This is a genomic window from Myroides sp. C6-3 (assembly GCF_050522425.1).
Lineage (GTDB): Bacteria > Bacteroidota > Bacteroidia > Flavobacteriales > Flavobacteriaceae > Flavobacterium.
Genome location: NZ_JBMVQP010000022.1, coordinates 1 through 24154 on the forward strand (window position 1 = coordinate 1; position 24154 = coordinate 24154).

Annotated in this window: 31 protein-coding genes; 13 read left to right on the forward strand and 18 right to left on the reverse strand. The window is 35.2% G+C overall.

The annotated features are described in order from the left end of the window. The first annotated feature begins 146 nt into the window (after positions 1 to 146). The 4 genes from ACPDG9_RS10200 to ACPDG9_RS10215 all read left to right on the forward strand — a co-directional run bounded on the left by ACPDG9_RS10200 (position 147) and on the right by ACPDG9_RS10215 (position 2034). Positions 147 to 404 (forward strand): hypothetical protein, encoded by a 258-nt coding sequence (locus ACPDG9_RS10200; protein WP_430527656.1) that lies wholly within the window; start codon positions 147 to 149, stop codon positions 402 to 404. 125 nt (positions 405 to 529) lie between these two features. Beyond that, complete coding sequence (locus ACPDG9_RS10205; protein ID WP_430527714.1) at positions 530 to 820, forward strand: MauE/DoxX family redox-associated membrane protein; 291 nt, start codon at positions 530 to 532, stop codon at positions 818 to 820. Beyond that, complete coding sequence (locus tag ACPDG9_RS10210) at positions 810 to 1493, forward strand: hypothetical protein (RefSeq protein ID WP_430527657.1); 684 nt, start codon at positions 810 to 812, stop codon at positions 1491 to 1493. Before ACPDG9_RS10205 ends, ACPDG9_RS10210 begins: the two co-directional genes overlap by 11 nt. 358 nt (positions 1494 to 1851) lie before the next feature. Further along, positions 1852 to 2034: a hypothetical protein gene (locus tag ACPDG9_RS10215; RefSeq protein ID WP_430527658.1), complete on the forward strand. Its 183-nt coding sequence runs from the start codon at positions 1852 to 1854 to the stop codon at positions 2032 to 2034. 111 nt (positions 2035 to 2145) lie between these two features. Here the strand turns inward: ACPDG9_RS10215 and ACPDG9_RS10220 are convergent, their stop codons facing one another. From ACPDG9_RS10220 to ACPDG9_RS10245, 6 genes are all read right to left on the reverse strand, one after another. Next, positions 2146 to 2496 (reverse strand): hypothetical protein, encoded by a 351-nt coding sequence (locus ACPDG9_RS10220; protein ID WP_430527659.1) that lies wholly within the window; start codon positions 2494 to 2496, stop codon positions 2146 to 2148. A 12-nt stretch (positions 2497 to 2508) separates the two neighbouring features. Next, positions 2509 to 2775 (reverse strand): hypothetical protein, encoded by a 267-nt coding sequence (locus ACPDG9_RS10225; RefSeq protein ID WP_430527660.1) that lies wholly within the window; start codon positions 2773 to 2775, stop codon positions 2509 to 2511. Positions 2776 to 2900: 125 nt separating this feature from the next. Next, positions 2901 to 3386 (reverse strand): hypothetical protein, encoded by a 486-nt coding sequence (locus ACPDG9_RS10230; protein WP_430527661.1) that lies wholly within the window; start codon positions 3384 to 3386, stop codon positions 2901 to 2903. A gap of 31 nt (positions 3387 to 3417) precedes the next feature. Beyond that, positions 3418 to 4368 carry an NAD(P)-dependent oxidoreductase gene (locus ACPDG9_RS10235; RefSeq protein ID WP_430527662.1) on the reverse strand — a complete coding sequence of 317 codons (951 nt, stop codon included), beginning with the start codon at positions 4366 to 4368 and terminating at the stop codon, positions 3418 to 3420. Between the two features lie 22 nt (positions 4369 to 4390). Beyond that, positions 4391 to 5458 carry a 3-phosphoserine/phosphohydroxythreonine transaminase gene (gene serC / locus ACPDG9_RS10240; RefSeq protein WP_430527663.1) on the reverse strand — a complete coding sequence of 356 codons (1068 nt, stop codon included), beginning with the start codon at positions 5456 to 5458 and terminating at the stop codon, positions 4391 to 4393. Positions 5459 to 5461: 3 nt separating this feature from the next. Beyond that, positions 5462 to 6520: an acyl-CoA reductase gene (locus tag ACPDG9_RS10245; protein WP_430527664.1), complete on the reverse strand. Its 1059-nt coding sequence runs from the start codon at positions 6518 to 6520 to the stop codon at positions 5462 to 5464. 73 nt (positions 6521 to 6593) lie between these two features. Between ACPDG9_RS10245 and ACPDG9_RS10250 the strand changes: the two genes are divergently transcribed. Then, positions 6594 to 6944 carry a 4Fe-4S dicluster domain-containing protein gene (locus tag ACPDG9_RS10250; RefSeq protein ID WP_286442186.1) on the forward strand — a complete coding sequence of 117 codons (351 nt, stop codon included), beginning with the start codon at positions 6594 to 6596 and terminating at the stop codon, positions 6942 to 6944. Positions 6945 to 7036: 92 nt separating this feature from the next. Here the strand turns inward: ACPDG9_RS10250 and ACPDG9_RS10255 are convergent, their stop codons facing one another. After that, a complete protein-coding gene (locus ACPDG9_RS10255; RefSeq protein ID WP_430527665.1) occupies positions 7037 to 9076 on the reverse strand; it encodes an LTA synthase family protein in 2040 nt (679 codons plus the stop codon). 658 nt (positions 9077 to 9734) lie between these two features. On the opposite strand from ACPDG9_RS10255, the gene ACPDG9_RS10260 reads away from it, so the two are divergent. From ACPDG9_RS10260 to ACPDG9_RS10275, 4 genes are all read left to right on the forward strand, one after another. After that, positions 9735 to 10184 carry a hypothetical protein gene (locus ACPDG9_RS10260; RefSeq protein ID WP_430527666.1) on the forward strand — a complete coding sequence of 150 codons (450 nt, stop codon included), beginning with the start codon at positions 9735 to 9737 and terminating at the stop codon, positions 10182 to 10184. Positions 10185 to 10484: 300 nt separating this feature from the next. Beyond that, entirely contained in the window at positions 10485 to 10979 is a 495-nt protein-coding gene (locus ACPDG9_RS10265; protein ID WP_430527667.1) for a hypothetical protein, read from the forward strand. Between the two features lie 151 nt (positions 10980 to 11130). After that, entirely contained in the window at positions 11131 to 11904 is a 774-nt protein-coding gene (locus ACPDG9_RS10270) for an SMI1/KNR4 family protein (protein ID WP_430527668.1), read from the forward strand. 10 nt (positions 11905 to 11914) lie between these two features. After that, complete coding sequence (locus ACPDG9_RS10275) at positions 11915 to 12496, forward strand: hypothetical protein (RefSeq protein ID WP_430527669.1); 582 nt, start codon at positions 11915 to 11917, stop codon at positions 12494 to 12496. Positions 12497 to 12534: 38 nt separating this feature from the next. Here the strand turns inward: ACPDG9_RS10275 and ACPDG9_RS10280 are convergent, their stop codons facing one another. From ACPDG9_RS10280 to ACPDG9_RS10290, 3 genes are read right to left on the reverse strand one after another with little or no spacing between them, the layout of a single operon-like run. Continuing rightward, positions 12535 to 13623, reverse strand: a complete 1089-nt coding sequence (locus ACPDG9_RS10280; protein WP_430527670.1) for a DUF695 domain-containing protein — start codon at positions 13621 to 13623, stop codon at positions 12535 to 12537. A gap of 45 nt (positions 13624 to 13668) precedes the next feature. Then, entirely contained in the window at positions 13669 to 14199 is a 531-nt protein-coding gene (locus ACPDG9_RS10285) for a hypothetical protein (RefSeq protein ID WP_430527671.1), read from the reverse strand. Between the two features lie 47 nt (positions 14200 to 14246). Next, complete coding sequence (locus ACPDG9_RS10290; RefSeq protein WP_430527672.1) at positions 14247 to 14888, reverse strand: DedA family protein; 642 nt, start codon at positions 14886 to 14888, stop codon at positions 14247 to 14249. A 182-nt stretch (positions 14889 to 15070) separates the two neighbouring features. On the opposite strand from ACPDG9_RS10290, the gene ACPDG9_RS10295 reads away from it, so the two are divergent. Continuing rightward, positions 15071 to 15262, forward strand: a complete 192-nt coding sequence (locus tag ACPDG9_RS10295) for a PLDc N-terminal domain-containing protein (RefSeq protein WP_430527673.1) — start codon at positions 15071 to 15073, stop codon at positions 15260 to 15262. A gap of 79 nt (positions 15263 to 15341) precedes the next feature. Then, complete coding sequence (locus tag ACPDG9_RS10300; protein ID WP_430527674.1) at positions 15342 to 15587, forward strand: hypothetical protein; 246 nt, start codon at positions 15342 to 15344, stop codon at positions 15585 to 15587. A gap of 253 nt (positions 15588 to 15840) precedes the next feature. On the opposite strand, the gene ACPDG9_RS10305 is transcribed toward ACPDG9_RS10300, so the two are convergent. From ACPDG9_RS10305 to ACPDG9_RS10340, 8 genes are all read right to left on the reverse strand, one after another. Further along, complete coding sequence (locus tag ACPDG9_RS10305) at positions 15841 to 16479, reverse strand: DEAD/DEAH box helicase (protein ID WP_430527675.1); 639 nt, start codon at positions 16477 to 16479, stop codon at positions 15841 to 15843. 1 nt (position 16480) lies between these two features. Beyond that, positions 16481 to 17653: a sigma-54-dependent transcriptional regulator gene (locus ACPDG9_RS10310; RefSeq protein WP_430527676.1), complete on the reverse strand. Its 1173-nt coding sequence runs from the start codon at positions 17651 to 17653 to the stop codon at positions 16481 to 16483. Positions 17654 to 17678: 25 nt separating this feature from the next. After that, positions 17679 to 18983: an ABC transporter permease gene (locus ACPDG9_RS10315; protein ID WP_430527677.1), complete on the reverse strand. Its 1305-nt coding sequence runs from the start codon at positions 18981 to 18983 to the stop codon at positions 17679 to 17681. 2 nt (positions 18984 to 18985) lie between these two features. After that, positions 18986 to 19906, reverse strand: coding sequence for an ABC transporter ATP-binding protein (locus ACPDG9_RS10320; RefSeq protein ID WP_430527678.1), 921 nt, complete (start codon positions 19904 to 19906; stop codon positions 18986 to 18988). Positions 19907 to 20096: 190 nt separating this feature from the next. Then, positions 20097 to 21221 (reverse strand): molecular chaperone DnaJ, encoded by a 1125-nt coding sequence (gene dnaJ / locus ACPDG9_RS10325; protein WP_430527679.1) that lies wholly within the window; start codon positions 21219 to 21221, stop codon positions 20097 to 20099. Between the two features lie 43 nt (positions 21222 to 21264). Continuing rightward, positions 21265 to 21807, reverse strand: coding sequence for a nucleotide exchange factor GrpE (locus ACPDG9_RS10330; protein ID WP_430527680.1), 543 nt, complete (start codon positions 21805 to 21807; stop codon positions 21265 to 21267). A gap of 123 nt (positions 21808 to 21930) precedes the next feature. Further along, the gene (locus ACPDG9_RS10335) at positions 21931 to 22836 is read right to left on the reverse strand and encodes a TIGR01777 family oxidoreductase (RefSeq protein WP_430527681.1); all 906 of its coding nucleotides are present in this window, start codon (positions 22834 to 22836) and stop codon (positions 21931 to 21933) included. Positions 22837 to 22851: 15 nt separating this feature from the next. Next, positions 22852 to 23313 carry a DUF4442 domain-containing protein gene (locus ACPDG9_RS10340; protein WP_430527682.1) on the reverse strand — a complete coding sequence of 154 codons (462 nt, stop codon included), beginning with the start codon at positions 23311 to 23313 and terminating at the stop codon, positions 22852 to 22854. Positions 23314 to 23604: 291 nt separating this feature from the next. On the opposite strand from ACPDG9_RS10340, the gene ACPDG9_RS10345 reads away from it, so the two are divergent. Together ACPDG9_RS10345 and ACPDG9_RS10350 are read left to right on the forward strand one after the other, a co-directional pair. Next, on the forward strand, positions 23605 to 23946 hold the full coding sequence (locus tag ACPDG9_RS10345) for a PadR family transcriptional regulator (RefSeq protein WP_430527683.1): 342 nt from the start codon (positions 23605 to 23607) through the stop codon (positions 23944 to 23946). Next, positions 23939 to 24151, forward strand: coding sequence for a hypothetical protein (locus ACPDG9_RS10350; RefSeq protein ID WP_430527684.1), 213 nt, complete (start codon positions 23939 to 23941; stop codon positions 24149 to 24151). The genes ACPDG9_RS10345 and ACPDG9_RS10350 overlap by 8 nt, the downstream gene beginning before the upstream one ends. The last annotated feature ends 3 nt before the right edge of the window (positions 24152 to 24154 follow it).

A 24154-nucleotide genomic window follows, 5' to 3' on the forward strand; every position in this document is an offset into this window, starting at 1 on the left:
GCCTTTCTAATTCTTTTCATAATTCAAAGATAAGTTTTTATGCTTAACTTAATGTCCAGGCTAAGTTACCAAGTCCACTCTCTTCCTCGTATACTAATTTTGACCTTTATACTCCTTTTGAATCAACTGAAATAAGACATCCTTTTGTGAGCTTAACTGTTGAAAAAGAGTTTAGTAAAAAGAATATAAAAGTGGCTCTGGTAGTAAACAATCCCTTTATCAAAGCGAAAGAGGAATCTACTACACTGTATTCAGACAGCTATGACAACGTCCATATCGTCGATACGCGATTTAGATCGAAAGAAATAAAAGACTACGCTTCTATCGCGGTCAATTTAAGTTATACCCTAGGCAACAACAAACTAAAGGCTAAAAGAGATGCACCAATTCAAGCTACCTATTAATACCAATACTATGAAATACATCAAAAACTTTTTATTGTTATTCTGTATTTTCTTTTTACTCCTGTCAGTAATTGAAAAATTAATCAACTATAATTCTTTTGTATTAAGTATAGAAAAATACCCAAATTTTCTATAATTGGCTCATACTTCCATTATCCTATTTTGTAATAATAATGGAAATAAGTACTGTTATCACATTAATAATCAAAGAAAAAATAGGCTTCTTATTTCTGTCAATAATTTTCTTAATCTTTTCAATCTACATTATCATCTTAAATCATTTTGATAAATATTCCGCTTGTGGATGTGGTGGTCTTTTAAACTATTTAGGATATACAAGACATCTTATTTTTAATACATCCATATGTATTTTGTCATTTTTTTCTTATCTAAAATTGTATCAAAATGAAAAATAAAAAAAGAGCAGTAACCATTCTTTTTATAGCTGTTTCTATATTAATTTTTATTTTTTTTAGTATAAAGAACAAAATAAATTCTACTATTGATGAGGTTTACATAGATAGAAATATCATTAATACAGAGAGCAAGTCATTAGATATTGTCAAGAATATTTACACAATGCCTAGATTATCTTTTTCTTATAATAAGCCTGAATTTTTAGCATATAAAATAAATTATGCATCAGTAGATATTAATGAATACAACATTAACTCTTCTCAATTAATCAACTCTATTTCAATAAATATTAACGAACTAATTACTATTTCAAGTTTTGATAATGATTACTTATATTATATTAACAACAAAAACACACTTTTTAAGATAAACAAAAAAAAATTAAAAACAGAAAAGATAAAAGATTCTGTTTACAATGCATTTCCAATAAATAAGGAACAATTTCTTATTTATTCAACTATTAAAAAAGAAAATAAGTACAATATAGGTATATATAAATTAAACCTTAATGGCGAATTGAATAATATTTTCACAAATCAATCTGATACTATTTACAAAATGGAAAATATTCTTCTTTATGATGGGTATTTTACTCAACATGGAAATGGTTATTTCAGTTACACCTATTACAATATCCCAAAAATTGTCCTATTCAATAGTGATTTAACATAGTTAAAAACTTTCATACTATCTGACCAAACCGCACTACCTGCTATTTATTCAAGGAACAATACTTTTACATTATCTCAAAGTTCTAAATCTTTCACAAAAGGTGTATGTCTTGATAATTCGAGAAAGAAACTTGTAGTTTTTTCAAATTACTTTAATAAATATGATAATGGGATTCTATTAGATTATTATTCTTTAGAAACTGGTAAATATCAGAACAGCAAGCTTATAGTGATAAAGAATCAAAAGATTAATAATTCATACATTCAAAAAATATACTCTAAAGGCAAGATTAAAATATTTTCATTCGGAGATATAATAAATATCTAAAATAATTATTAACTAATTAAATTTAAAAATCATGAAAACAATTAAAATTACAATTGCGTTGTTAGCAATTATGGGAGGTTTTATTCTAAACCAAAGTGTTTATGCCCAAAAAGTGGGGTACGTTTGTAATCAATCATCTGATAGAATATGTCGAATAGGTGATATAACAAGTAAAGGAGATGCAGAAAGAGTTTCTATTCCAGTGAAGCCATAATTTCTTAATTCTCAAAAAAAGAATTAATTCTAAGTGGTTGGAGGCAATTCTGACCACTTTTTTTATCAAATCAGTTAATATGTCTTTACACAATAGGAATCCATTAAAAATTCAAACTATTCCACGTTCCTTCAACACACCCAATAATTCTTGATAATCTTTTACGCCAAACGCCACTAATAGTTTAGACACTCTCTTTTGCGTGGCACTTCTACTCAACAAAATTTGATCACTTATTTGATTCATGCGATAACCTTGAGCTAGCAAAAAGAGGATCTGCCTATTTTTTGAATCCAATAAAGAGGCATTTTTCACAATAGTCTGAATTGCCTTTTTTGCGCTAGGACTTATATAAGGGAAGTCGATTTTGGCAGCGGTTACAAGATCGCGAAACAATTTTTTCGTAAAATCTGTTTTGACCAGTAATGCATCTACCTTTATTGTTTTATGTATTTCATACAAGACAAGTGCTTTCTACTTGTCTGTTAGTAGAATGATCTTGCAATACGGAATATCCTTTTTTATAAACGCAGTGCAATCCAAACCTATTTCTACTTTTTCGTCAAAAACACCCATACTATGATCTGTAATAAGGGCTAGATCTAGATCTTTTACTGTAGTAAAAAGCGCAAAAAATTCTTGGCTATTAGCCATCTTCAAAAAAGTATGCTTTTCATTTCCTAAAACAGCTATATACCCTTCTACTAATAGTGGATTAGGTTCGATAATCAAAATTTTCATTTTTTATATTCAAAGTATAAAAATAAAAACACAAAACTTTTAAAAATCAATTATTAATGTAATTTAAATAAAAATCCCAAAAAGAATTATCTTTTTGGGATTTTTTTATTTTACGTTGGTATATATTAGAACAATCCTTTCAGTGAATCAATAGCTCCTCCTAATCCTTCTTTTCCTCCTGTTAAAGACCCTAACATATCTTTTAATCCTCCGCCATTGCCATCACTTAATCCACCGATTAAATCTGTTAGTTGGAAACCACTTTCTCCACCTTGCACTTTAGAAACAATCATTTCAATGACAGAAGGAATTACGCTACCTGCAAAATTAGAAGCTACACCTTCTGGTAATCCGATTTTTTCTGTTAACCCCGAAATCAAGTTTCCAATCATTCCTGATACCATCGGATTGGATGCTAAATTGCTTACTCCACCTCCCAGTAAATCAGTCAAACCACTGATATTACCACTGCTGATGCTATCTTTGAAACCATTGATGATACTCTCTCCTGTTTCTTTTGTAACTGCTGAAGTTAAATCTGTTGAAATTGCAGATCCACTGATTTCCTTTGCACTTACCTGCTCAATTAATTTTGTAATTTGCTCTACCATAGTTTTTATTATTTCATCTAAAATTAAGCAATTAATTTAACATACCCTTTATTTTAACAGTTATTTCAGACCAAACTTGATGGTGACTTTCATGCGTCGCTGTTGCGATATTAGGTGATAGAGAAAAAGCAGGTTGCATCAATACCTGAATTACAGGATGGGGTTCTTCTTCAAAGCGATCTAATCCCGCAAAAAGGATTGTTTCTTTGTTTACCTCATCCACTAAATCCACTTCATTAATCGCTTCTGGATAGGCACAGTTGACAATGCCAATTAGATTTTGTGCTTTTTCAAAAGATTCTTTATTAACAATATAACGTTGAAAATACTTGGTATGAACCGAAATAAAATGCACTTGTTCAAGTAGTACATCCATCGTTATGGATTCCATGTCAATAGGGAAAACAATTCCATTCGGCAGTTCAAATTCTGTTTTGATTGTAGGTGTTGCTGGATCCGTATATACTACATGCATCCCCAGTCCCAATGCTTTTTGTGCCAAAAACTGCCCTGCTAAATTCATTCCGATGATTCCCAGCGTTTTTCCCGCCAATTCAATTCCAGAACTATAGGACTGTTGTAGTGATTTAAACATCGTATCTCCTTCTAACGGCATATTTCTATTTGCTTCTTGTAGGAGTCTAGCACCACTAAACAGATGAGCGAGTACCATTTCTGCTGTAGCATTAGCCAAAGAGTCTTCTGCCCAAATGACAATAATTCCATTGCTCTTGATGTGGTCTATAATTTCTAAATTCACCACAACTCCAGCAAAAACAATTGCTTTTAAGTGTTTTAATTCATCGATCATGGTTTTGTTGAGCAACGTTCCTTGCTGCACTAACAAAATGTCAATATCATTTTTTTGGGTGTAGGCGACCACTTGTTCGTGGGCAACACGCACCTCTTTTATTTCAAATCCTACCGATTTTAATTCTTGTTTAACTTGTTCTGGTATACCATCATTGGCTAATACTCTCATGCTCTTCTTATTCTTTACACTATTAAACCCTTGTTTTCATTTGTTGTAAAACCGCTGCCAATACTTCTACACTATGCAAAGATACGGCATTATACAACGAAGCGCGATAACCTCCCACAGAGCGATGTCCTTTGATATTGGTTACATTTGCTTCCTGACAAAGCTGATCGAATACGGTATTCATCTGTTCCTCTTTAAAAGTAAAGGTTACATTCATTTTTGATCGATCTTCCTTCGCTGCCACTCCTTGTATAAAATCCAAGCGATCTATTGTTTGATACAAAAGCGCTGCTTTTTGGTTGTTTACTTTTTCAATTGCTGCTACTCCGCCTTGTTGTTTCAGCCATCTCAAATTTAACAAACACGTATAAATAGCAAATACATTAGCCGTATGATATAAACTATCTTTTGCAATATGTTCTTGATAATCTAACATTTGAGGAATAGTTCTGTTCGTTTTTCCCAAAATTTCTTCCTTGACCAAAATCAAGCTAACTCCCGCAGGACCTATATTTTTCTGTGCCCCTGAATAAATCAGATCCAGTTGATCATAGGCAAATTCACGGGAATAAATATCCGAACTCATATCGCAAACTAACGGTGCTTTGGTTTGGGGTACATCGTTAAACTGTGTTCCGTAAATGGTATTATTAGAGGTAAAATGTACATAATCAAATTCTTCTTTCACTTGTATTCCTTTGGGAATATAAGAAAAGTGCTGATCTTCTGAACTGGCAATAACCTTGGTTTCTCCTAACATTTTTGCTTGTTCGATCGCTTTGGCAGACCAGGTTCCCGTATTGATATATCCTGCTCTTTGTTGCATTAAATTATAGGGAATGCGCAAGAATTCCATACTTGCCCCTCCTTGTAAAAACAAAGCGACATACCCTTTTTTATGCAAGTCAAGCAATTCCAAACTCAATTGTCTTGCTTCTTCTAATAGGGTAATAAACTCCGTACTTCGATGAGAAATAGACAGGATTGACATTCCTGTTTGTTCAAAATTGAGAATGGCTTGTGCCGCTTGTTCATAAACCGTCTGCGGTAATAAACAGGGTCCTGCGCAAAAATTGTGTACGTCTTTCATTGCTTATAACTTTAATAAAAACGCAAGGGTATCCACTTGATCCGCATAATCCCAAAGTTGTGGATGTTGCGTTTGTCCAAAGGCAATACTATCTTCGGTTAATCCATCAGAAACAATACATTGTATTTTTTCTTGATCCACGCGTAATCGCTCTACTACTTCTTCTACCGTGTCGTAGTATTCATAATACACCGAAGAGATAGGTGACGCATACGAAGCATCTTCTTTAATCGTTAGAAACCCATTGTCTAATAGTTGAAATTCACTCATCAAGAAAACGGCTTTATTGTAATCGTAGTTGTTGGCGTATTTTTCATATTCAATTACCTCTTTTTGGGCGTACATTCCTTGAAAGAACGCATCAAAATTATACCCTTTAGGCACAAATAATTTGGATACATTTCGACAACCTAAACCATAGTAGGTAAAAATATCTTTTGCTAATGCTGTCAATTGGTCTGGTGTTTCCTCTCCTGTAAGCAATGCAACAGAGTTTCTGTTTTTTCGGATAATGTGGGGTACTGAACTAAAGTAGTAGTCAAAATAACGAGCGGTATTATTACTTCCCGTAGCAATAACAGCATCAAATCCCTCCATTTTACCCGCTATAAAAACCAAACGTTCTTTAAATTGAGGAGCAACCGTTTGCAAATATTCTGCTAAGAAAGGGACTATTTTTTGATCGTTGGAAGACAGCTTAACTAAAGCAATATTTCCAGAAAGCAAAACGGAAACTAAATCGTGAAACCCAACTAAAGGGATATTTCCGGCTAAGATTAAGCCAACCTTTTTTAAAGGTTCTCTTGAGAAATCGTAAGCGGCACACCATTGGGTTAAATTATCTTCTGTTAAGGCATCTGCCCATGATTGAACAGCGATAAGAACTTGTTCCTTTACAAACCATCCGTTATAGTGCACAGATGTCTCAATTAAAGCTTCAAATGAGGAAAAAAAAGGATCATTATATTCAACTTTTTCACTTTTTACAAATTCATTTGTAGCAAATTGTCTTAAAAAATCTCCTAACGCTACGAATGCTTTTTTTTTAGCTTCTAAATCCATATTGATTTGTTTCTGAAATGTTTTGGGTGTAAATTTGTAGCAAAGTTAATACATATAAAACAAAATATAAGCTATGGCAATCATTATAACTGACGAATGCATAAATTGCGGTGCTTGTGAACCTGAGTGCCCAAACAATGCGATATACGAGGGAGCTGACGATTGGAGATATAAAGATGGTACAGCCTTAAGAGGAAGTGTAGTTTTACCCGACGGTACGGAAGTTGACGCAGATGCTGCTCAAGATCCTGTATCTGACGAGTTCTACTATATCGTGCCTTCTAAATGTACGGAATGTAAAGGTTTCCACGAAGAGCCTCAATGTGCTGCTGTTTGTCCTGTTGATTGTTGTATTCCAGACGACAATCACGTTGAAAGTGAAGAAACACTTTTAAACAGACAAGCGTTCTTACACAATCACTAAGGAATGTAGACCGAAAAAATCACAGCCTTGTGCTGAGATATTTCATAACGAAAAAGAGATTTGGCCCTTTCCAAATCTCTTTTTTTTATGTCCTATTTTTTCTGCTGGTGTTGGTTAATACTTTTGTAAATCTCCACCGTTTTCATTGTCGTATACGACTGCATTTTATGTTGTAAATACAAGGCATGACTTGAGGTATTGTCTCCTACTTGTAGCTTTCTCTTTTCTTGATTAGTCCATGTATAATAATACGGTTGATTATTTTCGATGGCAACTGCTCCTTTCTCATCAGCGATAAAGTTATAATCATTCAAAGCGAAACGATGCTCTACAGCTGGGTCAAAAAGATTATCTCCAGTATAGAAATACGAAGCATCAGAAAGTGCCAAGTTAAATAGGGTAGGAAAAATATCCTTGTGCGAAGCCAATACACTTCCATCGAAGAAAGCAGGTTTATATTTTTCTGGTATATACATCAAAATAGGAACACTACGCTTTAAAAAACCCTCTTCTGCTGTATACTCAAAAACTTGACGAATGTTGTGATCACCAGACGCCACGATGATTGTATTTTCTCCTAAAGGAGACGTGCGGATCTCTTTAATAAAACGAGCTAGCTCTGACGCTGCATATTGATGAGAATAAAAATTAGCATAAGCCGTTTGCTCATCTACGCGTATTTTCTTTTTCATCTCTTCATTCATGGTGATTGGTTTCTTCTCAAAATAAGAAGGCACCTCAAAAGGCGTGTGATTGCTTATGGTTAGTCCGAAAATAAACTTCGGTGTAGTCGACTCATTTAACGTTTCTCGAATATAGTCAAAGAGATAGCCGTCGTGAACCCCCCAAGCAAATTCCTCTGCATTTGGAAATTTCTCTTGGATAAAGTTTTTACCCTGTATCACATCAAACTTTTGATGCTTAATCATATTGTCGATATTTCTCCATGAAATACTAGCCCCAGTTAAGAAAAACGTTTCATATCCCTTGCTCTTAAAAGGAAGTGCAATCGAACTAGCAAAAGGAGTATCGAAGTAAACCGACTGCGAAATAATCGTTTTAGGCGTACCAATTAAAAAGTCTTCTAAAGTTTGTATCGTCCCATTATAAGCAGATAAACTATTTTTAAAATAGTAAAGATTCGGCAACTCTTCCCTTAAATCCCCTAGTAAATTAAGTGTTTCATTGTTCAAATCAAAGTAGTGATTACTCATACTTTCCATTTGTAAAAACACGACATTTGGAGGATTTTGTGCTAAAAAATCACTGTGATTCGTTTGCGTAAACAAGTTTTCATCAAACAAGTTTCTTTCACTCTCTCCTTTATAGTTGGCTTGTACATCTGCCACCTGGCTAAATCCATTGGCTTGTAATTCTCTTTCGATATCAGGATGTATCGCGTTCTCTTTGCGTTCAGAGTTTGCAAATTTCAACGAATACAAAGCATTGTAACAAAGGGAATTGACAAATTCATTTTTTGAAATATTCGTGTGTTCTCTTCGCAATGTAAATACACCTACACTTCCTCTCATGCCGATAAAAAACAAAGGAAAGATCAATAATCCTATTAATCCATAAAGCTTAGCACGTGTTTTTACAGGTTTTAGTAAATTTCGTTTTACTCGTTTACTCCAATACAGCCAAGTTAAAATGACAAGCATATAGACTAAAGCAATATAAAACAACGGATAATCTGTCCAAACAGAGGTCAAAACTGCTGTTGTATCATCGTTAAAAATTCCGAAAAACAACAAATTAATATGCGATTGAAAGAATTGATAGAAAAAATAATCAATAATGATAAGTGTAACAAATACAAGCACTACAAACAACAAATAATAACGTGCAAAAGTGGCATATAATTTACTAAACCCTCCCTCCCATTTTTTGGGAATAAACAAAGAGGCTAACCAAAAAAGTACAAGAGGAAGAAAGCCATAACAAATGGCAGAGACATCAAATCGAGCTCCTACTAAAAAAGCCTCTCCTATTTTCCACTTTTCATTTTCAAAAACTTCGGAAGACCCATAGCTCCATAAAAACACCAATCGTCCAACCGCAAATAACAAAACAAAAAACAAAAAATAAAACAGTCCATTCCAAACTGTTTTGCGAAAAAGAGTAAGATTCATATTCTATTTTTTCAAAAGACTCAATTCGCAAAAGTACGGATTTAATACTATTTCAATCTGTATCTAGTAAGAAATAACGACATATTGTCCTAACTTTTCACTTCCTTCATCTAAACATCTCCAATGAACTTACTAAGTAAAAATGCCCCACTTTCTCGTTCCCTTGTGCTATTTGAACAAAAAGACAGGTAAAAATAACTATAATTAGGGATTTCTCATTTTGCGAAAACACTAGAATTTTGATTCAAGTAAGAAGAAGTAAAATTGCGCTGAAAAACAACTATATTATTACTTACAAGTTTGTTTACAATCGCTCTTAGTTTTCTAGGAGCGATTTTTTATAGCAATAAACTGGTATTAAAAATATATGTTCTTACAGCAATGTCCTTACTTCTCCTTCCTAGCATTCCTAATGAGTAGGAATCGTAGCTCTTGATTATTTAGTTTACTCTTAGCTTAAATAAAGCAGTATGACTTTAGAAAAAAATAAACAAACGCAGCACACGAAGAAGATGCAGTTGGATGAGATTGTAGTACGGTTGCTTTAAACAGAATCTACGGCACACAAGAACTCCAGCATTTTGGCATTTTACTTTTGGCTCAACTATAGTTCTATACTCCTATATTAATCATTGATTTAGATCAAAAATAAACACAAATGAAATTTTACTACCCCTCTTTTCTTTTTTTTATTCTTGTAGGATGTAGTTCAACACCGTTAACCTTATCTCCTACAGTTTATACACTCGAAGAACAAGAACGCATAAAGCAACTAGAGGAGAACACTTCTAAACTAGAACCAACGGTGTTTGTAAAGGAATTTAAAAAAACGTTTTGGGGACGTAAAGCCGTTGTGCAAATTCAAGGCTGGTATAGTTCACAAGGACATCGAGCCCGTAGATTGAGTGAAATCAAATGGGTGAAAGAAATCGATGGCGATCAGTTAACACTTACCTTTTATGCAAAACCCAAAACGGGTATAGGCAAAGAAAATGCCTATGTCTATGGATACAATTATCAGCAGGAAGTAACATTCAAAATTCCACCTACAATAAAGCAAATAAACTTTAAACTAATTGAACAGCATGGTCAAAACAAGATATTTTGAGCTACCAATCACGGGAATTTCTGCCTCAATAACACGAAGCTAGGATCTAAAACGAATAATTCAGTGGAGGCTCCTAAATAGCTATAATTCAGTTTATACAGATGAAATAACCTGCTTTTTTACAGGAATTAACAAATAGTTTGTATTCATATACAAGTTAAGGACCAAAAATTGAGAAACTTTATTTTTATTTTTTACTAAATTAACGAAATACAAAACAAATGGATTTCAAAAAACGGAGAAAATCTCTTTATTTTTTGCGTTTTTTCCTTATCTTCACTCCTACCTAACTTAATCTTTATGAAAATACGACTACCTAAATTCAAGATAAACTATTCTTTACTCACCTATATTTTTGCATCCGTTATCGGAATGATCCTCTTTTTTGACACGAGCACAGATAAGCGTTATTTATACTTGTTACTTGCTGTTTCATTCGTATTAATTCTATCGACAAGTTGTTTTAATGCGCTAACTTTCAGAAGTTATCGAAGTGTATTATGGCCTTTTATACTTAATATTGTTTTAGTTATTGTTTATATTATTGCTAACGGGGGAACAGGCGATACGTCATTCTTTGGAGCTGACAATGTTGCACTCTCTTTATTTTTCGTCATTTTAGGTTTTAACTCCCATTGGTATATCTTACTAGAACCTGCTCCTTTATCTGATTTTAACTTCCTTTTGATCAACGTAGTATTGTCTTTTATAATTCCGAGTCTAGGCTATATCTCAGGCTATATTTACACCTCAAAAATCAAGCAAAAAGAAGCATCAACTTGTTCAAACTCCTAAATGCGTTACTTCCTTTTTTTGATTTGATACACGAAGGATTTATATTTGTTTAACGGAGGAAATGTACCCTATTTAGTACAACTAAGACGATATTGTAAAACAGGTGTTCAGTTCTGCTTTTCCTTATTTTCTAATCCCCTCTTTCAAGTATATGCAAGAAAAACACATCGAATGCAACATACACGGTCAACAAGCGATGGCTTTGTTATGTACACATTTAGCACATAGTCTACACCATCGGAATCCAGTTGGCTTTTTCGAATACGATACAGGAGATACTGGAAGACCAGATGCTTGGTGCAATACCTGTGAAGAAGCTTGGAATCAAACTCAAACAGCATCTGATCGAGAGCACTGGTTTGTCAATTGTCAACACAAATTAGTTTGTGTTGCTTGTTGGGATGAAGCCAAGGCCCTGAATAAGCCTGCATCCCTTATTACCTTCAACGTATTAACCCTAGGAGAGATAGAAATTATCTTAGCAGACGAGAAAAAAGCGAAGCAAAACTTTCCTTCTTCTGTTTCTTTTCCATTTCCTTCGTTGTACAAGGATTTAGTTAGTGCTATTCCAACCCTAACAATATCTTCTGAAGCTATTTTATATGGTTCTGTGGAGTCTATGAGAGAAAACGAAGACAATGCCCTTCCTACCTATTGGATATTCGCGGGTAATGGACAGGGTGATCGTTGGTTAATGGATGAAGCAGGACAAGTTTTCTTTGGAGATCACGAGGATCCCCCTATGTCCGTGCACCCTTTAGCTCTTGACTTTCAGCAATGGCTGCAAATGGCTTTCCTGACCCAACAATTGGATGAATGGTATGATGGAGGCTACGATATAACGCAGACCAATAGCGCCTTTATTCGGGGTTTGAATCAAATTCACCCTAAACTAGAAGAAAATTACCCCTTTCAAATTGAATAAAATTCCTGTTATGAAAAAGACAATCACATTCGCTGTTTTTATCAGTTTTTTGATTTGTACAAATTGTCAAACTAAAAAAGAAGAACAAACGGCTCCCCATCCTGTGGAAGAAACAACAAATGCCCCAGAAGAACCCCTTCACATGCAAGAAGAAGCAGAACGAGAAATAGAAGAATATTTCTTATCACCTGATCATAAAACAAACACCATTGCGCTAGATATAGATGGAGATGGTCAAACAGACCAGGTCGAAATTGTCAAATCTTCTTCGAGTGGTTTATATGCTATTGTAGTGAAAAGAGGCAATGGCACTATGGATATCATAGGCCCACTTTCCGGCTCTACACACCGTGTTTTACCCTTTGATATGGAAGATTTAACTTGGGCACAAGATGTATCAGTGCAAGAAAAGAATACGGTTATTTATGAAGTTACAGATGAAGATGGCGATTTGCGTGCTGAAGAAGATGTTCCCGATGATGAAAAAAGCATATTACCTTATGAAAGTCTACACCTCAGTGTACCCGAGAGTTGTGGAAGTGGATTGTTATACTGGTTAGATGGAACCTATCATTGGCATCAAACAAGCTAAATATAAAAAGCGCTATTCAAGTTGAATAGCGCTTTTATTTATCCTTTATAACGTTCAAAAGATTGCCAATACTTATCCTTATAAATAGCGTAAGAAACGCTAAAATTGTTGCTGTATTTTTTCTTTATTTGATCCACAACTTTAGCAGGCTCTCTAAAGTCTTTACAAGCGAAGAAAATATCCCTATTCCCATCAACTGTTTCTCTACCGACATTTAAATACCCCTGTGCATCAGGTAAAAGCTCAATGAGTTCATCTTCAAACTCGTTTAATAACTGATAGGTTTTTTCATCAGGAAAGCCATTTTCATTGGCTTGAAAAGCGATCTCTACTCGTACCATCCAAGGATGTGACGCTTTGGCATCCCAATCTAAAAGCGTTCGATTAATCATCGCGATTAAAGGCATTCCATTATCCAGTTCTGCTTCCAATCCAACATAAGAATCGTTTTCCGTACTGTAACGCGTACCATCATATTTCTCAATAAACTCCTTTTCGCGCCAAATGAGGTAATCCTTGAGCTTCAAAATAGAAATTAATTCACCCGCTGCTTGATCTGGTCCTACGACGTTTAAATTGTCAATAGACGTAATTGCATTTAGCTCACCTAAGAAATTATCTAAAAAGATATAAATACCATTGGTGATAACAGAACGATCACGTTCTACAAAATCATCATAAACGATAACCAAATCAACTTCATCTGGATAAGCGGGGTGCTCAACGGCATAGAAATGAATCTTCTCTTTGGAGAATTCATAATTATTCATGCGAATATTGAATCGATTAATATCCACAGCAGGTTTTAATGCTGTAAATTTCCAACGAGCTACTTGTGGAGCAGCCTGTACTAAATCTTCAATAAAAGCGACATTTTTCACAATCCCATCTGGAGTAAAGATTAGCTCCGCGGTATCATCGTCCATCATACCAGATAGAAAATAAACCCCTTCTCTAATTTCTTGTAACTTTGGTCCTAAACAATCAAAGAATTGTTCTTCAATCGACTCCCGTTTTTTTACCACGTTGTAAAACGTTGATTCATTCTCTTGAAACCATTGCCAAAACTCTTCAATGGTATGGATTGGTTTTTCTTTTTTAGCAAAAATATTTTTTAGTATACTCATGTAATAATGGTATTTGCTTTCAAAAGACGGTTGTCTTGAAAGCTATTATTGTAATTTTATTTTATTTTGAATAGAGGTAATCCAAACTTGTGGTTCGTTTACTCGAAACTTAAACGTCCTATTTCCTTGTGTGTGAATGCGAATTCCCATTTCAAATAGTCCCCTAAATTTATAAACTTCAACTTGTCTAATGTTATCAAAATCAATAGATAACGGATTTTCTATAAAATTAGTCGCTTCTGGAACAAAATTCAATTGTTTTTCAGTTGCAAACAAGACACCTCTAACTTCAGCTGTTTTTATCATTTGATGTGCTACCCCATAGAAAGATGTTTCTTGAGGTCCGACACAATCAAGCATCGGTTTTTTCAGCTTTTTTCGCATCCATAGAAAGGAAACAAAGTACCAGAATAACGTAAAAAAAACAACGCGATACGCAATTTGACTAAGTGCAATCGGTTCCTTATCTACCAGCTGAAAAACGCAATAAACAAGTCCAGAACCAACGCCTAACAGAGCCCCATAATAAATGCGATATTGCTTACTCAATGCGATAAAATCACCTCCAATTTTCATTTAGTTATAGTTTAAAAATATCAAATTAAAAACTAGGTAACATTTCTTTACTTGTTTTTCTTCATCTTTGCTTTGATAAATTCAAAAATAATGGGTAATATCGAAATAAAAATAATTAATAGGGCTATTTTCGAAAAGTTATCCTTTACAATAGGTAGATTTCCTAAAAAGTATCCCGCTAAGGTCAACCCTACAACCCAAATAATACCTCCTATCACGTTATACGTCATAAAAATACGATACCTCATGCTTCCGACTCCAGCAACGAAAGGAGCTAGAGTACGTACGATAGGAATAAATCGCGCGATTACAATCGTGCGTTCTCCGTATTTCTCATAAAAAGCATGGGTTTTATCTAGATGTTCCTCTTTGATGACCTGCTTGCCGAATAGGCGTATTTTCGTCATTTTCATTCCTACCTTTTTACCGATAAAATAGTTTAAGGAATCTCCCGAAATAGCGGCAATTAAAAGTAAAACAATTGCCACAGTAATATCTAATTCTGACGATTGAGCGACGAGCATTCCCGTTGCAAAGAGCAAAGAGTCTCCAGGTAAAAAAGGCATAATGACCAAGCCTGTTTCCACAAAAATAATCAAAAATAAAATGGCGTAAATCCAAGCTCCGTAGTTCTCGATTAACGTATGCAAGTATTGGTCAATGTGAAAGATAAAATCTAGTAACTCCATGTTTTAAAAGTGAGTGTAAATTGAACGATTTAGTTTGTAACACAAAGATGTAAAGATTATTCTAATTAGAAAGAAAAAAATAATCTTTCTACCCTTCATTTTTTCATTCGTCTAATATCTTATTTCTACTTCTATTCGTTTATGTTTGTACGTACTATAATCACTAAAAAAACATACTAAAGATGAGTATCGCATTTTGGCAAATAGTTATACTTGGACTTCTTCTCTTTACCGTTTACAGTCTATATCAGGTAAGTCAATCGACAGCAAGTACCACTCAAAAACTTCTTTATGCCTTTCTAATCCTGTTTTTTCCTCTTTTAGGTAGTCTCTTTTATTTTTTTGTAAGTCGAAATAAGAAGAAAATCAACTAGCCTTTTTTTAGTCTTGTCGTGATTGATTGAGAAAAATTAAATATTTTTATCTATTCAATAGGAGATCAAAATAAAAATCATGATGTTGTTAGCCCTACTTACACCAGCTTCCTTAGGAACAAACCTCGCTTCGTTACAAGCAATTACAACCATGTTACACCTTTGTTTTGGTGTTGCGTTTCTCATTGTATTGGGGCGATTTATTCGGGATTTTTTCTTCTATAGACATTCGTTCAAACAAGCCTTTCACAGGCGAAAAGCTCCCTTGTTTATTTTAATGGTAGTTTATATCGTAACAATGTTCTCGATTTATTTTTTATGGTAAGAGAATATCGAGAGAGGAGAGAGGAAATAGCTATGAAATCGAAACCCAGTTGAAAATCGGAGCGTAGTGTAGATTCATCGAACACCAAAACCAATATAAAATAAGTGAGAAATATTCATCGAATACCACTATAATTAATTAACGCCCCATCGTCCTACCACCAACACAACTTCACAACACAAAAAAAGGAAGACCTTTCAGCCTTCCTCTATTTTTATAGTATTCCTTTACACTGTTAATTGATTACGGTTAACTAATCTTCTTCGTCTTCTTCGTAAAATTCAAGCCATTCGACGTCTTCCGTCATGGTTTTATCCACGAACATATCCAATTGTTCGACGTAGTCCGTTGCGAAATACACGCGCTGAGTTTTTCCGATACTTTCTGACAAGCGGTATAAACGAGGTTCGTGTCTATTTCTCAATTGTTGATCTACATCGTCAATGATGTACATTTTCAATTGGTTGACATCAAATCCTGCACCACTAAACATCAAGTTTAAGCGTTCTGCTGTTCCAATCAAAATATCATTCCCCAAAGACATTTGGTTTTTATCATCATCCAAATCAGTATAATCGTGTACACCAAATACGCGAATACCCATTCTGTCCCCTATTCGATCAAACTCCTCCAATAGGCGTTCTACTTCAAACTTATCTTTGACAACGATCAACACGCGAGTGGAGATCATATCGTCAACAGGTGCTTCAACGCGCTGCAGAGCCGCCATGATTAACGCTGTTGTTTTCCCTTCTTCTTGAGGTGCAATTAGCACAAAATCCTGTCCACTTTTAATGCGTCCAAAAGTTGCCTTTTGTAAAACAGTTGGTTCAGCAAATCCATTTTGACTCAAGTTGTTTTGCAGGACTGGATGTATTTTTTTTAACTTCATATTATTTTGTAGCAAATAGCTTTACGTCTTCTAGTGATACTTGATTTCCTCCTAAAATGATCAATCGTTCAATTACATTTCGCAACTCTCTAATGTTCCCGCTCCAATCATATTGTTGTAACAATTCGATGGCTTCAGGAATAAACACCTTAGGTGCAGTTCCTTGTTCCGCCGCAATTTGTTTGACGAAATGTTCCAACAGCAAAGGTATATCATCTCGACGATCATTCAAAGCGGGAACTTTGATTAAGATAACAGCCAGGCGATGGTATAAATCCTCTCTAAAACGCCCTTCTTCAATTTCTTTGCGTAGGTCTTTATTCGTTGCCGCTAATACGCGTACATCTATTTTTTGATCTTTCTCTGCTCCAACGCGGGTGATTACATTTTCCTGTAAAGCGCGTAATACTTTAGCTTGAGCAGACAAGCTCATATCGCCAATCTCATCCAAGAAGATAGTTCCCTTATCTGCCAGTTCAAATTTTCCTGGGCGATCTTTAACAGCAGAGGTAAAGGCCCCTTTGACGTGTCCGAACAATTCACTTTCGATTAATTCTGCAGGAATAGCTGCACAGTTCACCTCAATCAAGGGTTTAGCTGCACGTTGACTCTGGGAGTGGATTTGGTGTGCAACCAATTCCTTTCCTGTTCCATTCTGCCCTGTAATCAAAACACGCGCCTCAGTTGGCGCCACTTTTTCAATCATGGCCTTAATTTGTTCAATAGACGCATTCTGACCAATAATCTCGTATTTCTTAGATACTTTTTTCTTGAGAATCGTATTCTCAACCACCAATTTACTTTTATCTAAAGCATTGCGCACCGTGGTTAACAATCGATTTAGATCCGGTGGTTTTGAAATGTAATCATAGGCCCCTAATTTCATGGTATTAATAGCCGTTTCAAGATCACCGTGCCCTGAGATCATAACAAAAACAGTTTCTGGTTTAATCTTTTTTGCTTCCACAAGTAATTCATCACCACTCATCTTCGGCATTTTAATGTCAGAAATCACCAAGTCGTAATCTTCTTGGGCAATCTTTTGTAGTCCTTCCGCTCCATCCTCAGCTCCATCTACTTTGTAATCAGGAGATTCCTCTTCTAAAATCCGAATTAAAACACGGCGAATAGCGGACTCATCCTCAACAATTAAAATCTTAGATTCTTTGCTCATAACGTTTTTTTTTAGCAGGATAGGATTAATATTTCAACCATTTATACAATTCTTTCCACGAAGGGCGTTTTCCATACATTAGGATCCCTATTCGATATATTTTTGCTGCAAACCACACGGTTAAGATAAAAGTAGCAAACAACAATACGATAGATAAAATCACCTCCCAAATTGGAACACCAAACGGAATTCTCATTAACATCACCACTGGTGAAGTAAAGGGAATCATAGAAAATACAGTAGCCACTGTACCATGAGGATCTTTAATTACGGTAAAGAATCCAATATACACACCTAACATTAGGGGTAAAAGAACAGGAAAAACAAATTGTTGTGTATCTGTTTCATTATCCACTGCTGCACCAATAGCAGCATAGAGTGAACTATAAAGGAAATAACCTCCGATAAAGAAAATGATAAAATACACAAACCATGACAGCAAAGGTAAACTCAATACTTCTGCCATATAATTTTGAACGTCAGTCATCATTGTGCTTGGCATAGTGGTTGGCATTTGAGCAACCTCAACTTGAGCTACTCCAGCACTTAATCCAAACACAGAAGTTGCAACGAATAGCAGTATTCCACCGATAACTCCCCAAATTAAAAATTGTAATAATCCAGCCATAGAAGTTCCGATAATTTTCCCCATCATCAATTGGAAAGGTTTCACTGAAGATACAATAACCTCAATAATTCGATTTGTTTTTTCCTCTATTACAGAACGCATCACCATATTGCCATAAATGATAATGAACATCATAATACAGTATCCGAATATAGATCCAATGAAGATTTTAATTTCATTTAATCCGCGTACGGTTTGTTCTCCTGAAGCTTTTTCTAAGTGCAAACTTACATTAGCCTGGTTTTCTTTGATTATCAAAGGATCAATTCCCTTTTCAATTAAACTCAAACTAGAAACTTTATTTTCAATCGTTGATTCTATTTTACTAATAAAGGCAATACCTGGGCTCTCATTCGAAATATAGTACACTCCCTTTTCATAAGCACTAACTTGCTCTTGCTTGGCAATGTATAACAAGCCATCGTATTTTTCCTCTAAGACGTTATTTTTTAATACGTCAATAGGAATTTCAGATAAATTCTTATACTCATATTCGTCAGAATTATCGAAATCGCCTTTGAATAATCCACTTTCATCGTGAATCGCAATAACTTTAGTCGTCGACTTCATTGTACTCAAATAGCCAATAAGTACAGCAACAGCCGCAAAGAAAAGAGGAGCCAAGAAAGTCATAACAATAAATGCCTTATTGCGAACTTTGGAGATAAACTCTCTTTTTATAATTAGTTTTAAAATACTCATACCTATTTGCTTACTGTTTGAATAAAAATATCATTTGCCGTTGGTAGTTTCTCGACAAAATGTGTGACTTGTCCATTGTTTGATAAAATATGCAACAACTCGTTGGGCATTGCACTTCCAAGATCAACCTCTAATTGTAACTCATCGTTTAGCGATTTAAACGACGTTGGTTGTACACTAAATTTTTGAGATAGTTCAAACATCAAGCGATGAACATCGCTTGATAGGATTCCTACTTGATACAAATTAGTGCGAAAATCTCGTTTTACATCTACTAATCGACCTTCGATTAACTTATTTGATTTGTGGATTAAAGCAATATAATCACACATTTCCTCAACACTTTCCATTCGGTGTGTTGAAAAGATAATCGTAGCTCCTTTTTCTTTGAGTTCGAGAATTTCATCCTTGATAATATTCGCATTAACTGGATCAAAACCAGAAAAAGGTTCATCGAAGATCAACAATTTGGGTTTGTGTAATACAGTCACAACAAACTGTATTTTCTGTGCCATTCCCTTAGAGAGTTCTTGAATTTTCTTATCCCACCAGCCTTTGATATCCAATTTATCAAACCAGTAATCCAGTTGTTCTTTGGCTTCTGCTTTGCTCAATCCTTTCAACTGTGCGAGATATAACGCTTGTTCTCCCACTTTCATCGTTTTATACAATCCGCGTTCTTCAGGCATATAGCCAATATCTTTAATATGATGAGGACTCAAAGGTTGTCCATCTAAGATAATTTGGCCTTGATCCGGATAAGTAATTTGATTTATAATTCGAATTAGCGATGTTTTTCCTGCGCCATTTGGTCCTAGTAGACCATATACAGCTCCTTTTGGGATGGTTAGGGAAACATTGTTTAAAGCTATTTTATCAGAATATCTTTTTTCTACATTCTTAACTTCTAAGATAGGTTGCATCAATCGATCTTTTATATTTCTTGTAAAAATAATTCTTTTATTTCAACTTGCGAAGTAGAAGGTATATTTTGATTACAAATAGGCATAAAAAAACCCAACCTTATATTACTATAAGGTTGGGAAAAATTGCTATGAAAAAGAAAATCCACTGTTTAATAAGTGTGCATCAAATGTATGACTTCTTTTCTAATTATGAAAACATTTCTTTGACTTTTTCGAAAAAAGATTTATCTCCCTTGCCAGGAGCTGGTTTAAAGTTACCATCTTCCTCCATTTTTTCGAAAAATTCTTTTTGTTCTTTTGTCAACTTTTTCGGTGTCCAAACGTTGACATGCACGAGTAAATCACCACTGCCGTAACTGTTTAAATGCGGCAATCCCTTTCCTCTCAATCTGAGAATTTTTCCAGATTGGATTCCTTCTTCTAATTTAATGCGCACATTTCCTGTTACCGTATAAATTTCTTTATTACCACCTAAAGCAGCTTCTGAGAAACTAATATAAAGATCGTAATGTAAGTTATCTCCTTCTCTTTTTAGCGTTTCGTGTTCTAATTCTTCAATTACAACCAACAAATCACCTGGTACACTGTTATTTCCAGGTGCTTCATTACCTTTTCCTGCTACTTTGAGCTGCATACCTTCTGCAACTCCCGCTGGAATTTTGATCGAAACGGTTTCTTCTTGTAAGATCATTCCTTCCGAATCCGAACCTGTTGGTTTTTGGTCAATCATTTGTCCTGTACCTTGACAAGTATGACACGGAGACGCCGTTTGCATACGTCCAAACACTGTATTGGCAACTTTTGTCACCTGTCCTGAGCCGTTACAAGTAGCACATGTTTTATAGGTAACACCCGCCGCTTTGGTCTTGCGTTTTACTTTTACTTTCTTTTCAACACCATTGGCGATATCCTCTAGCGTTAATTTTACTTTTATGCGCAAGCTTGTTCCTTTAGCTCTGCGTTGACCACCTCCGCCAAAACCGCCAAAGCCTCCAAAACCACCTCCGCCGAAAGCACTTCCGAAAATATCTCCGAATTGACTGAAGATATCATCCATGTTCATATGACCACCGCCAAATCCACCTCCACCTTCGAATGCAGCATGTCCGTACTGATCGTAACGGGCCTTTTTATCCGGATCACTTAATACTTCATAAGCCTCCGCAGCTTCCTTAAATTTTTCTTCTGCTTCTTTATCACCTGGATTCTTGTCTGGGTGAAATTCAATCGCTTTTTTTCGGTATGCCTTTTTAATGGCAGCTGCATCTGCTCCTTTATCGATACCTAATATTTCGTAATAATCTTTCTTCATTTGGATTCTGAGTTTCTATTAATAAATTGATCTCAACACTAGTTTATTGACCAATAACAACTTTAGGAAAACGAATAATTTTATCCCCTAGTTTATATCCTTTTTCAACAACATCAACTACTTTTCCTTTTAGCTCATCTCCAGCGGGAATCTGTGTAATTGCTTCAGACAAATCTGCATCAAAGGCATCGCCATTTTGAATGACAACCTCTTCTAATCCCTTTGCTGCCAAAATATCCACTAATTTAGTCGAAATTAAACGTACCCCCGTTAGGTGATCACTCTCACCCTGTTTCTCCAACTCCGATAAAGCACGACCAAAATCGTCCAAAACAGGAAGCATCGCTGATAAAACCTCCTCGTTGGCTGTTTTAAACAACTCCAAACGCTCTTTTGATGTACGGCGTTTATAATTTTCAAACTCAGCGAATAAACGCAAATATTTGTCTTTCTCTTCTGCTATCTTTGCGTTTAATGTCTCTTCAACTGATGTTGTAGTTGCTTCAGTCGCTTCAGTCGCTTCAGTTTCTTGTGTATTTTCTGTGTTTACATCCACCTCTTCCTTGTTTATATCTTTATTTTCCATACGTGTACTCTAGTTTTATATTGCTATCCTTATAATCAAATCCTTTGCCAACTGTTTATTTATGTCATAATGGCAGATTTTCGCATTAAGTGAGAAGGTGAGATGCTCAAACAACAAACATATTTAGCCTTTATACAACTCAGCAAAGGCTTTCTTCAATGTAGGAAAGTGAAAATTAAAATCTAAGGCAAGTATTTTAGTACAACTAATTCGTTGACCTTTAGTTACTAGCATGGCTTTTTCACCCAAAACTAGTTGCAATATCCAAGTGGGTACAGCGGGCAAGAACATTGGTCGATTTAAAGCACGACAAAGCGCTTGAGTAAACGCTTTATTTGTTTCAGGTTCAGGCGAAACAGCGTTAAAAACTCCCGCTAGGCGATTGTCTAGTACAAATAGAAAAAGACGAACTAAGTCGTTCAAGTGAATCCAAGAATAGAATTGATGTCCTGTTCCGAGCGGTGAGGCCACGTACAATTTCGCCATTTGTTCCATTTTCGGTAAAGCCCCTCCTTGACGCGCGAGAACCAAACCTATGCGCAAGATAGAGACCGATAACCCTAAAGTTTCAAAACACCTGTTCTCTCCCTCCCATTGTTGCACTACTTTTCCCAAGAAATTCGTTGCAGGTGTATACTGTTCTTCTGTTTGAACCTGTGCTATCGTATCGTAAATACCTACAGCTGAGGCACAAATAATTTGCCTGACTTCGTGTGTATGTGTACTCAACAATTGATGTAACGTACGAGATGCCTCTACACGGCTATTGATAATTAGCTGCTTCCCCTCCCTAGACCAAGATCCGTCTATCGAGCTACCAGCTAAATGAATAATCACCTCTACCGCTGTAAGGCAATTAGAGTCAATCTCTCCCTTTTTAGGATTCCAATAATATCCATAACACCCAGGTAAATCGTGTAATTTATCTTTTGACGTAGTTAAGAACGCAACCTCAATGCCTTTTGCTTGCACTTGTTTCAACAACTCCTTTCCCACCAATCCTGTCGCTCCTGTAACTAAAACTCTCATAACGCTACTTTTACTTTATCTCTTTGTTCGCACTTTTAACGTCCACTCAAAATTAAAGGTAGACACTTCATCTCCCTTTTCATCAATCCCAACCGATTTCATCCAAATAGTTACCCCTTCCTGCGTGTCAATCGCCTTTTGAATCGCTTCGTCCACTAGATGACCTTCCGTACAAGTAAAGACAATCTTTCCTGTCGCTTTTTTAACAAAAACGGAATTATTCTGGGCAACAAGCATTGAAATACGCTGACCGCTTTCATTTATTTTCTTCATCACTAATGCGCCAGTAGATAATTCTGCAGCCATAGCTTGCACTGCAAAATACATCGATCGAAAAGGGTTCTGATTCACCCATTTATGTCGAACCGTTGTTGTTGCCTGTGTGTCAGAAATTGCTTTTAATCGCACACCCGTCCAATAAGCAGACGGCAACTTAAAGAATAAAAACTTATTAATTGATGAAACTGAAAATTCCATGATACTCCTAATTTATTTTAGCCTAAATATACAAAATTATACTATTGAACAGTTCCAAAATTAAAATATCACCGCTGCTCTCTCCTATTTTATAGGTGCTTCCTTTTTTAATTACCTACAATTTCATTTCCCGTAAAAACAAAACAAAAGACTGTAAACAAAAGCATTACCACTACAATTACACGTTATGAAAAAAAACACAAATGTTAAAATAAAGTTAATTATAAGTACTTTGCAATACATAGTACATTCCTTTAACCATATCTTTGCATAAGATAAATCATTGAACCTATGAATAGTGAAAATACAAAAGCTCAAATGCGCAAAGGTATCTTAGAGTTCTGTATTCTATCCATTCTAAAAGAACGCGATTATTATACCTCTGAAATATTAGAGGAACTTAAAAAAGTAAAACTTTTAGTGGTAGAAGGTACGGTATACCCTTTGTTAACAAGACTCAAAAATGGAGATTTGTTAACCTATAGATGGGAGGAATCCAATGCTGGTCCTCCGAGAAAGTATTACAAACTAACAGCAAAAGGCGAGGCTTTTTTAACTGAACTAGCAGAAACTTGGGAAGAGTTATCCCATGCCGTTCAAGAAATAACCACAAAAAACCAAGACAATGAATAGAACGTTAACAATAAATATCGGTGGTTTAGTTTTTCACATTGAAGAGCAGGCCTACCAACGATTAGAGCAATATATCAAAGCGGTTCGCAGATCTATTGCCATTGAAGAACAAGATGAAGTTGTTCAGGATATTGAATTGCGTATTGCAGAAATATTCAACTCTAAAATAACAGCGAATAAACAGGTAATCAATCACCTCAGATGACGT

What these genes read in the sequence shown, in the direction of transcription:
- ACPDG9_RS10210 (WP_430527657.1), top strand. Translation starts at nt 810, where the DNA reads ATGAAAAATAAAAAAAGAGCAGTAACCATTCTTTTTATAGCTGTTTCT.
- ACPDG9_RS10215 (WP_430527658.1), top strand. Translation starts at nt 1,852, where the DNA reads ATGAAAACAATTAAAATTACAATTGCGTTGTTAGCAATTATGGGAGGT.
- ACPDG9_RS10225 (WP_430527660.1), bottom strand. Translation starts at nt 2,775, where the DNA reads ATGAAAATTTTGATTATCGAACCTAATCCACTATTAGTAGAAGGGTAT.
- ACPDG9_RS10230 (WP_430527661.1), bottom strand. Translation starts at nt 3,386, where the DNA reads ATGGTAGAGCAAATTACAAAATTAATTGAGCAGGTAAGTGCAAAGGAA.
- ACPDG9_RS10235 (WP_430527662.1), bottom strand. Translation starts at nt 4,368, where the DNA reads ATGAGAGTATTAGCCAATGATGGTATACCAGAACAAGTTAAACAAGAA.
- serC (WP_430527663.1), bottom strand. Translation starts at nt 5,458, where the DNA reads ATGAAAGACGTACACAATTTTTGCGCAGGACCCTGTTTATTACCGCAG.
- ACPDG9_RS10245 (WP_430527664.1), bottom strand. Translation starts at nt 6,520, where the DNA reads ATGGATTTAGAAGCTAAAAAAAAAGCATTCGTAGCGTTAGGAGATTTT.
- ACPDG9_RS10250 (WP_286442186.1), top strand. Translation starts at nt 6,594, where the DNA reads ATGGCAATCATTATAACTGACGAATGCATAAATTGCGGTGCTTGTGAA.
- ACPDG9_RS10255 (WP_430527665.1), bottom strand. Translation starts at nt 9,076, where the DNA reads ATGAATCTTACTCTTTTTCGCAAAACAGTTTGGAATGGACTGTTTTAT.
- ACPDG9_RS10260 (WP_430527666.1), top strand. Translation starts at nt 9,735, where the DNA reads ATGAAATTTTACTACCCCTCTTTTCTTTTTTTTATTCTTGTAGGATGT.
- ACPDG9_RS10265 (WP_430527667.1), top strand. Translation starts at nt 10,485, where the DNA reads ATGAAAATACGACTACCTAAATTCAAGATAAACTATTCTTTACTCACC.
- ACPDG9_RS10270 (WP_430527668.1), top strand. Translation starts at nt 11,131, where the DNA reads ATGCAAGAAAAACACATCGAATGCAACATACACGGTCAACAAGCGATG.
- ACPDG9_RS10275 (WP_430527669.1), top strand. Translation starts at nt 11,915, where the DNA reads ATGAAAAAGACAATCACATTCGCTGTTTTTATCAGTTTTTTGATTTGT.
- ACPDG9_RS10280 (WP_430527670.1), bottom strand. Translation starts at nt 13,623, where the DNA reads ATGAGTATACTAAAAAATATTTTTGCTAAAAAAGAAAAACCAATCCAT.
- ACPDG9_RS10285 (WP_430527671.1), bottom strand. Translation starts at nt 14,199, where the DNA reads ATGAAAATTGGAGGTGATTTTATCGCATTGAGTAAGCAATATCGCATT.
- ACPDG9_RS10290 (WP_430527672.1), bottom strand. Translation starts at nt 14,888, where the DNA reads ATGGAGTTACTAGATTTTATCTTTCACATTGACCAATACTTGCATACG.
- ACPDG9_RS10295 (WP_430527673.1), top strand. Translation starts at nt 15,071, where the DNA reads ATGAGTATCGCATTTTGGCAAATAGTTATACTTGGACTTCTTCTCTTT.
- ACPDG9_RS10300 (WP_430527674.1), top strand. Translation starts at nt 15,342, where the DNA reads ATGATGTTGTTAGCCCTACTTACACCAGCTTCCTTAGGAACAAACCTC.
- ACPDG9_RS10305 (WP_430527675.1), bottom strand. Translation starts at nt 16,479, where the DNA reads ATGAAGTTAAAAAAAATACATCCAGTCCTGCAAAACAACTTGAGTCAA.
- ACPDG9_RS10310 (WP_430527676.1), bottom strand. Translation starts at nt 17,653, where the DNA reads ATGAGCAAAGAATCTAAGATTTTAATTGTTGAGGATGAGTCCGCTATT.
- ACPDG9_RS10315 (WP_430527677.1), bottom strand. Translation starts at nt 18,983, where the DNA reads ATGAGTATTTTAAAACTAATTATAAAAAGAGAGTTTATCTCCAAAGTT.
- ACPDG9_RS10320 (WP_430527678.1), bottom strand. Translation starts at nt 19,906, where the DNA reads ATGCAACCTATCTTAGAAGTTAAGAATGTAGAAAAAAGATATTCTGAT.
- dnaJ (WP_430527679.1), bottom strand. Translation starts at nt 21,221, where the DNA reads ATGAAGAAAGATTATTACGAAATATTAGGTATCGATAAAGGAGCAGAT.
- ACPDG9_RS10330 (WP_430527680.1), bottom strand. Translation starts at nt 21,807, where the DNA reads ATGGAAAATAAAGATATAAACAAGGAAGAGGTGGATGTAAACACAGAA.
- ACPDG9_RS10335 (WP_430527681.1), bottom strand. Translation starts at nt 22,836, where the DNA reads ATGAGAGTTTTAGTTACAGGAGCGACAGGATTGGTGGGAAAGGAGTTG.
- ACPDG9_RS10340 (WP_430527682.1), bottom strand. Translation starts at nt 23,313, where the DNA reads ATGGAATTTTCAGTTTCATCAATTAATAAGTTTTTATTCTTTAAGTTG.
- ACPDG9_RS10345 (WP_430527683.1), top strand. Translation starts at nt 23,605, where the DNA reads ATGAATAGTGAAAATACAAAAGCTCAAATGCGCAAAGGTATCTTAGAG.
- ACPDG9_RS10350 (WP_430527684.1), top strand. Translation starts at nt 23,939, where the DNA reads ATGAATAGAACGTTAACAATAAATATCGGTGGTTTAGTTTTTCACATT.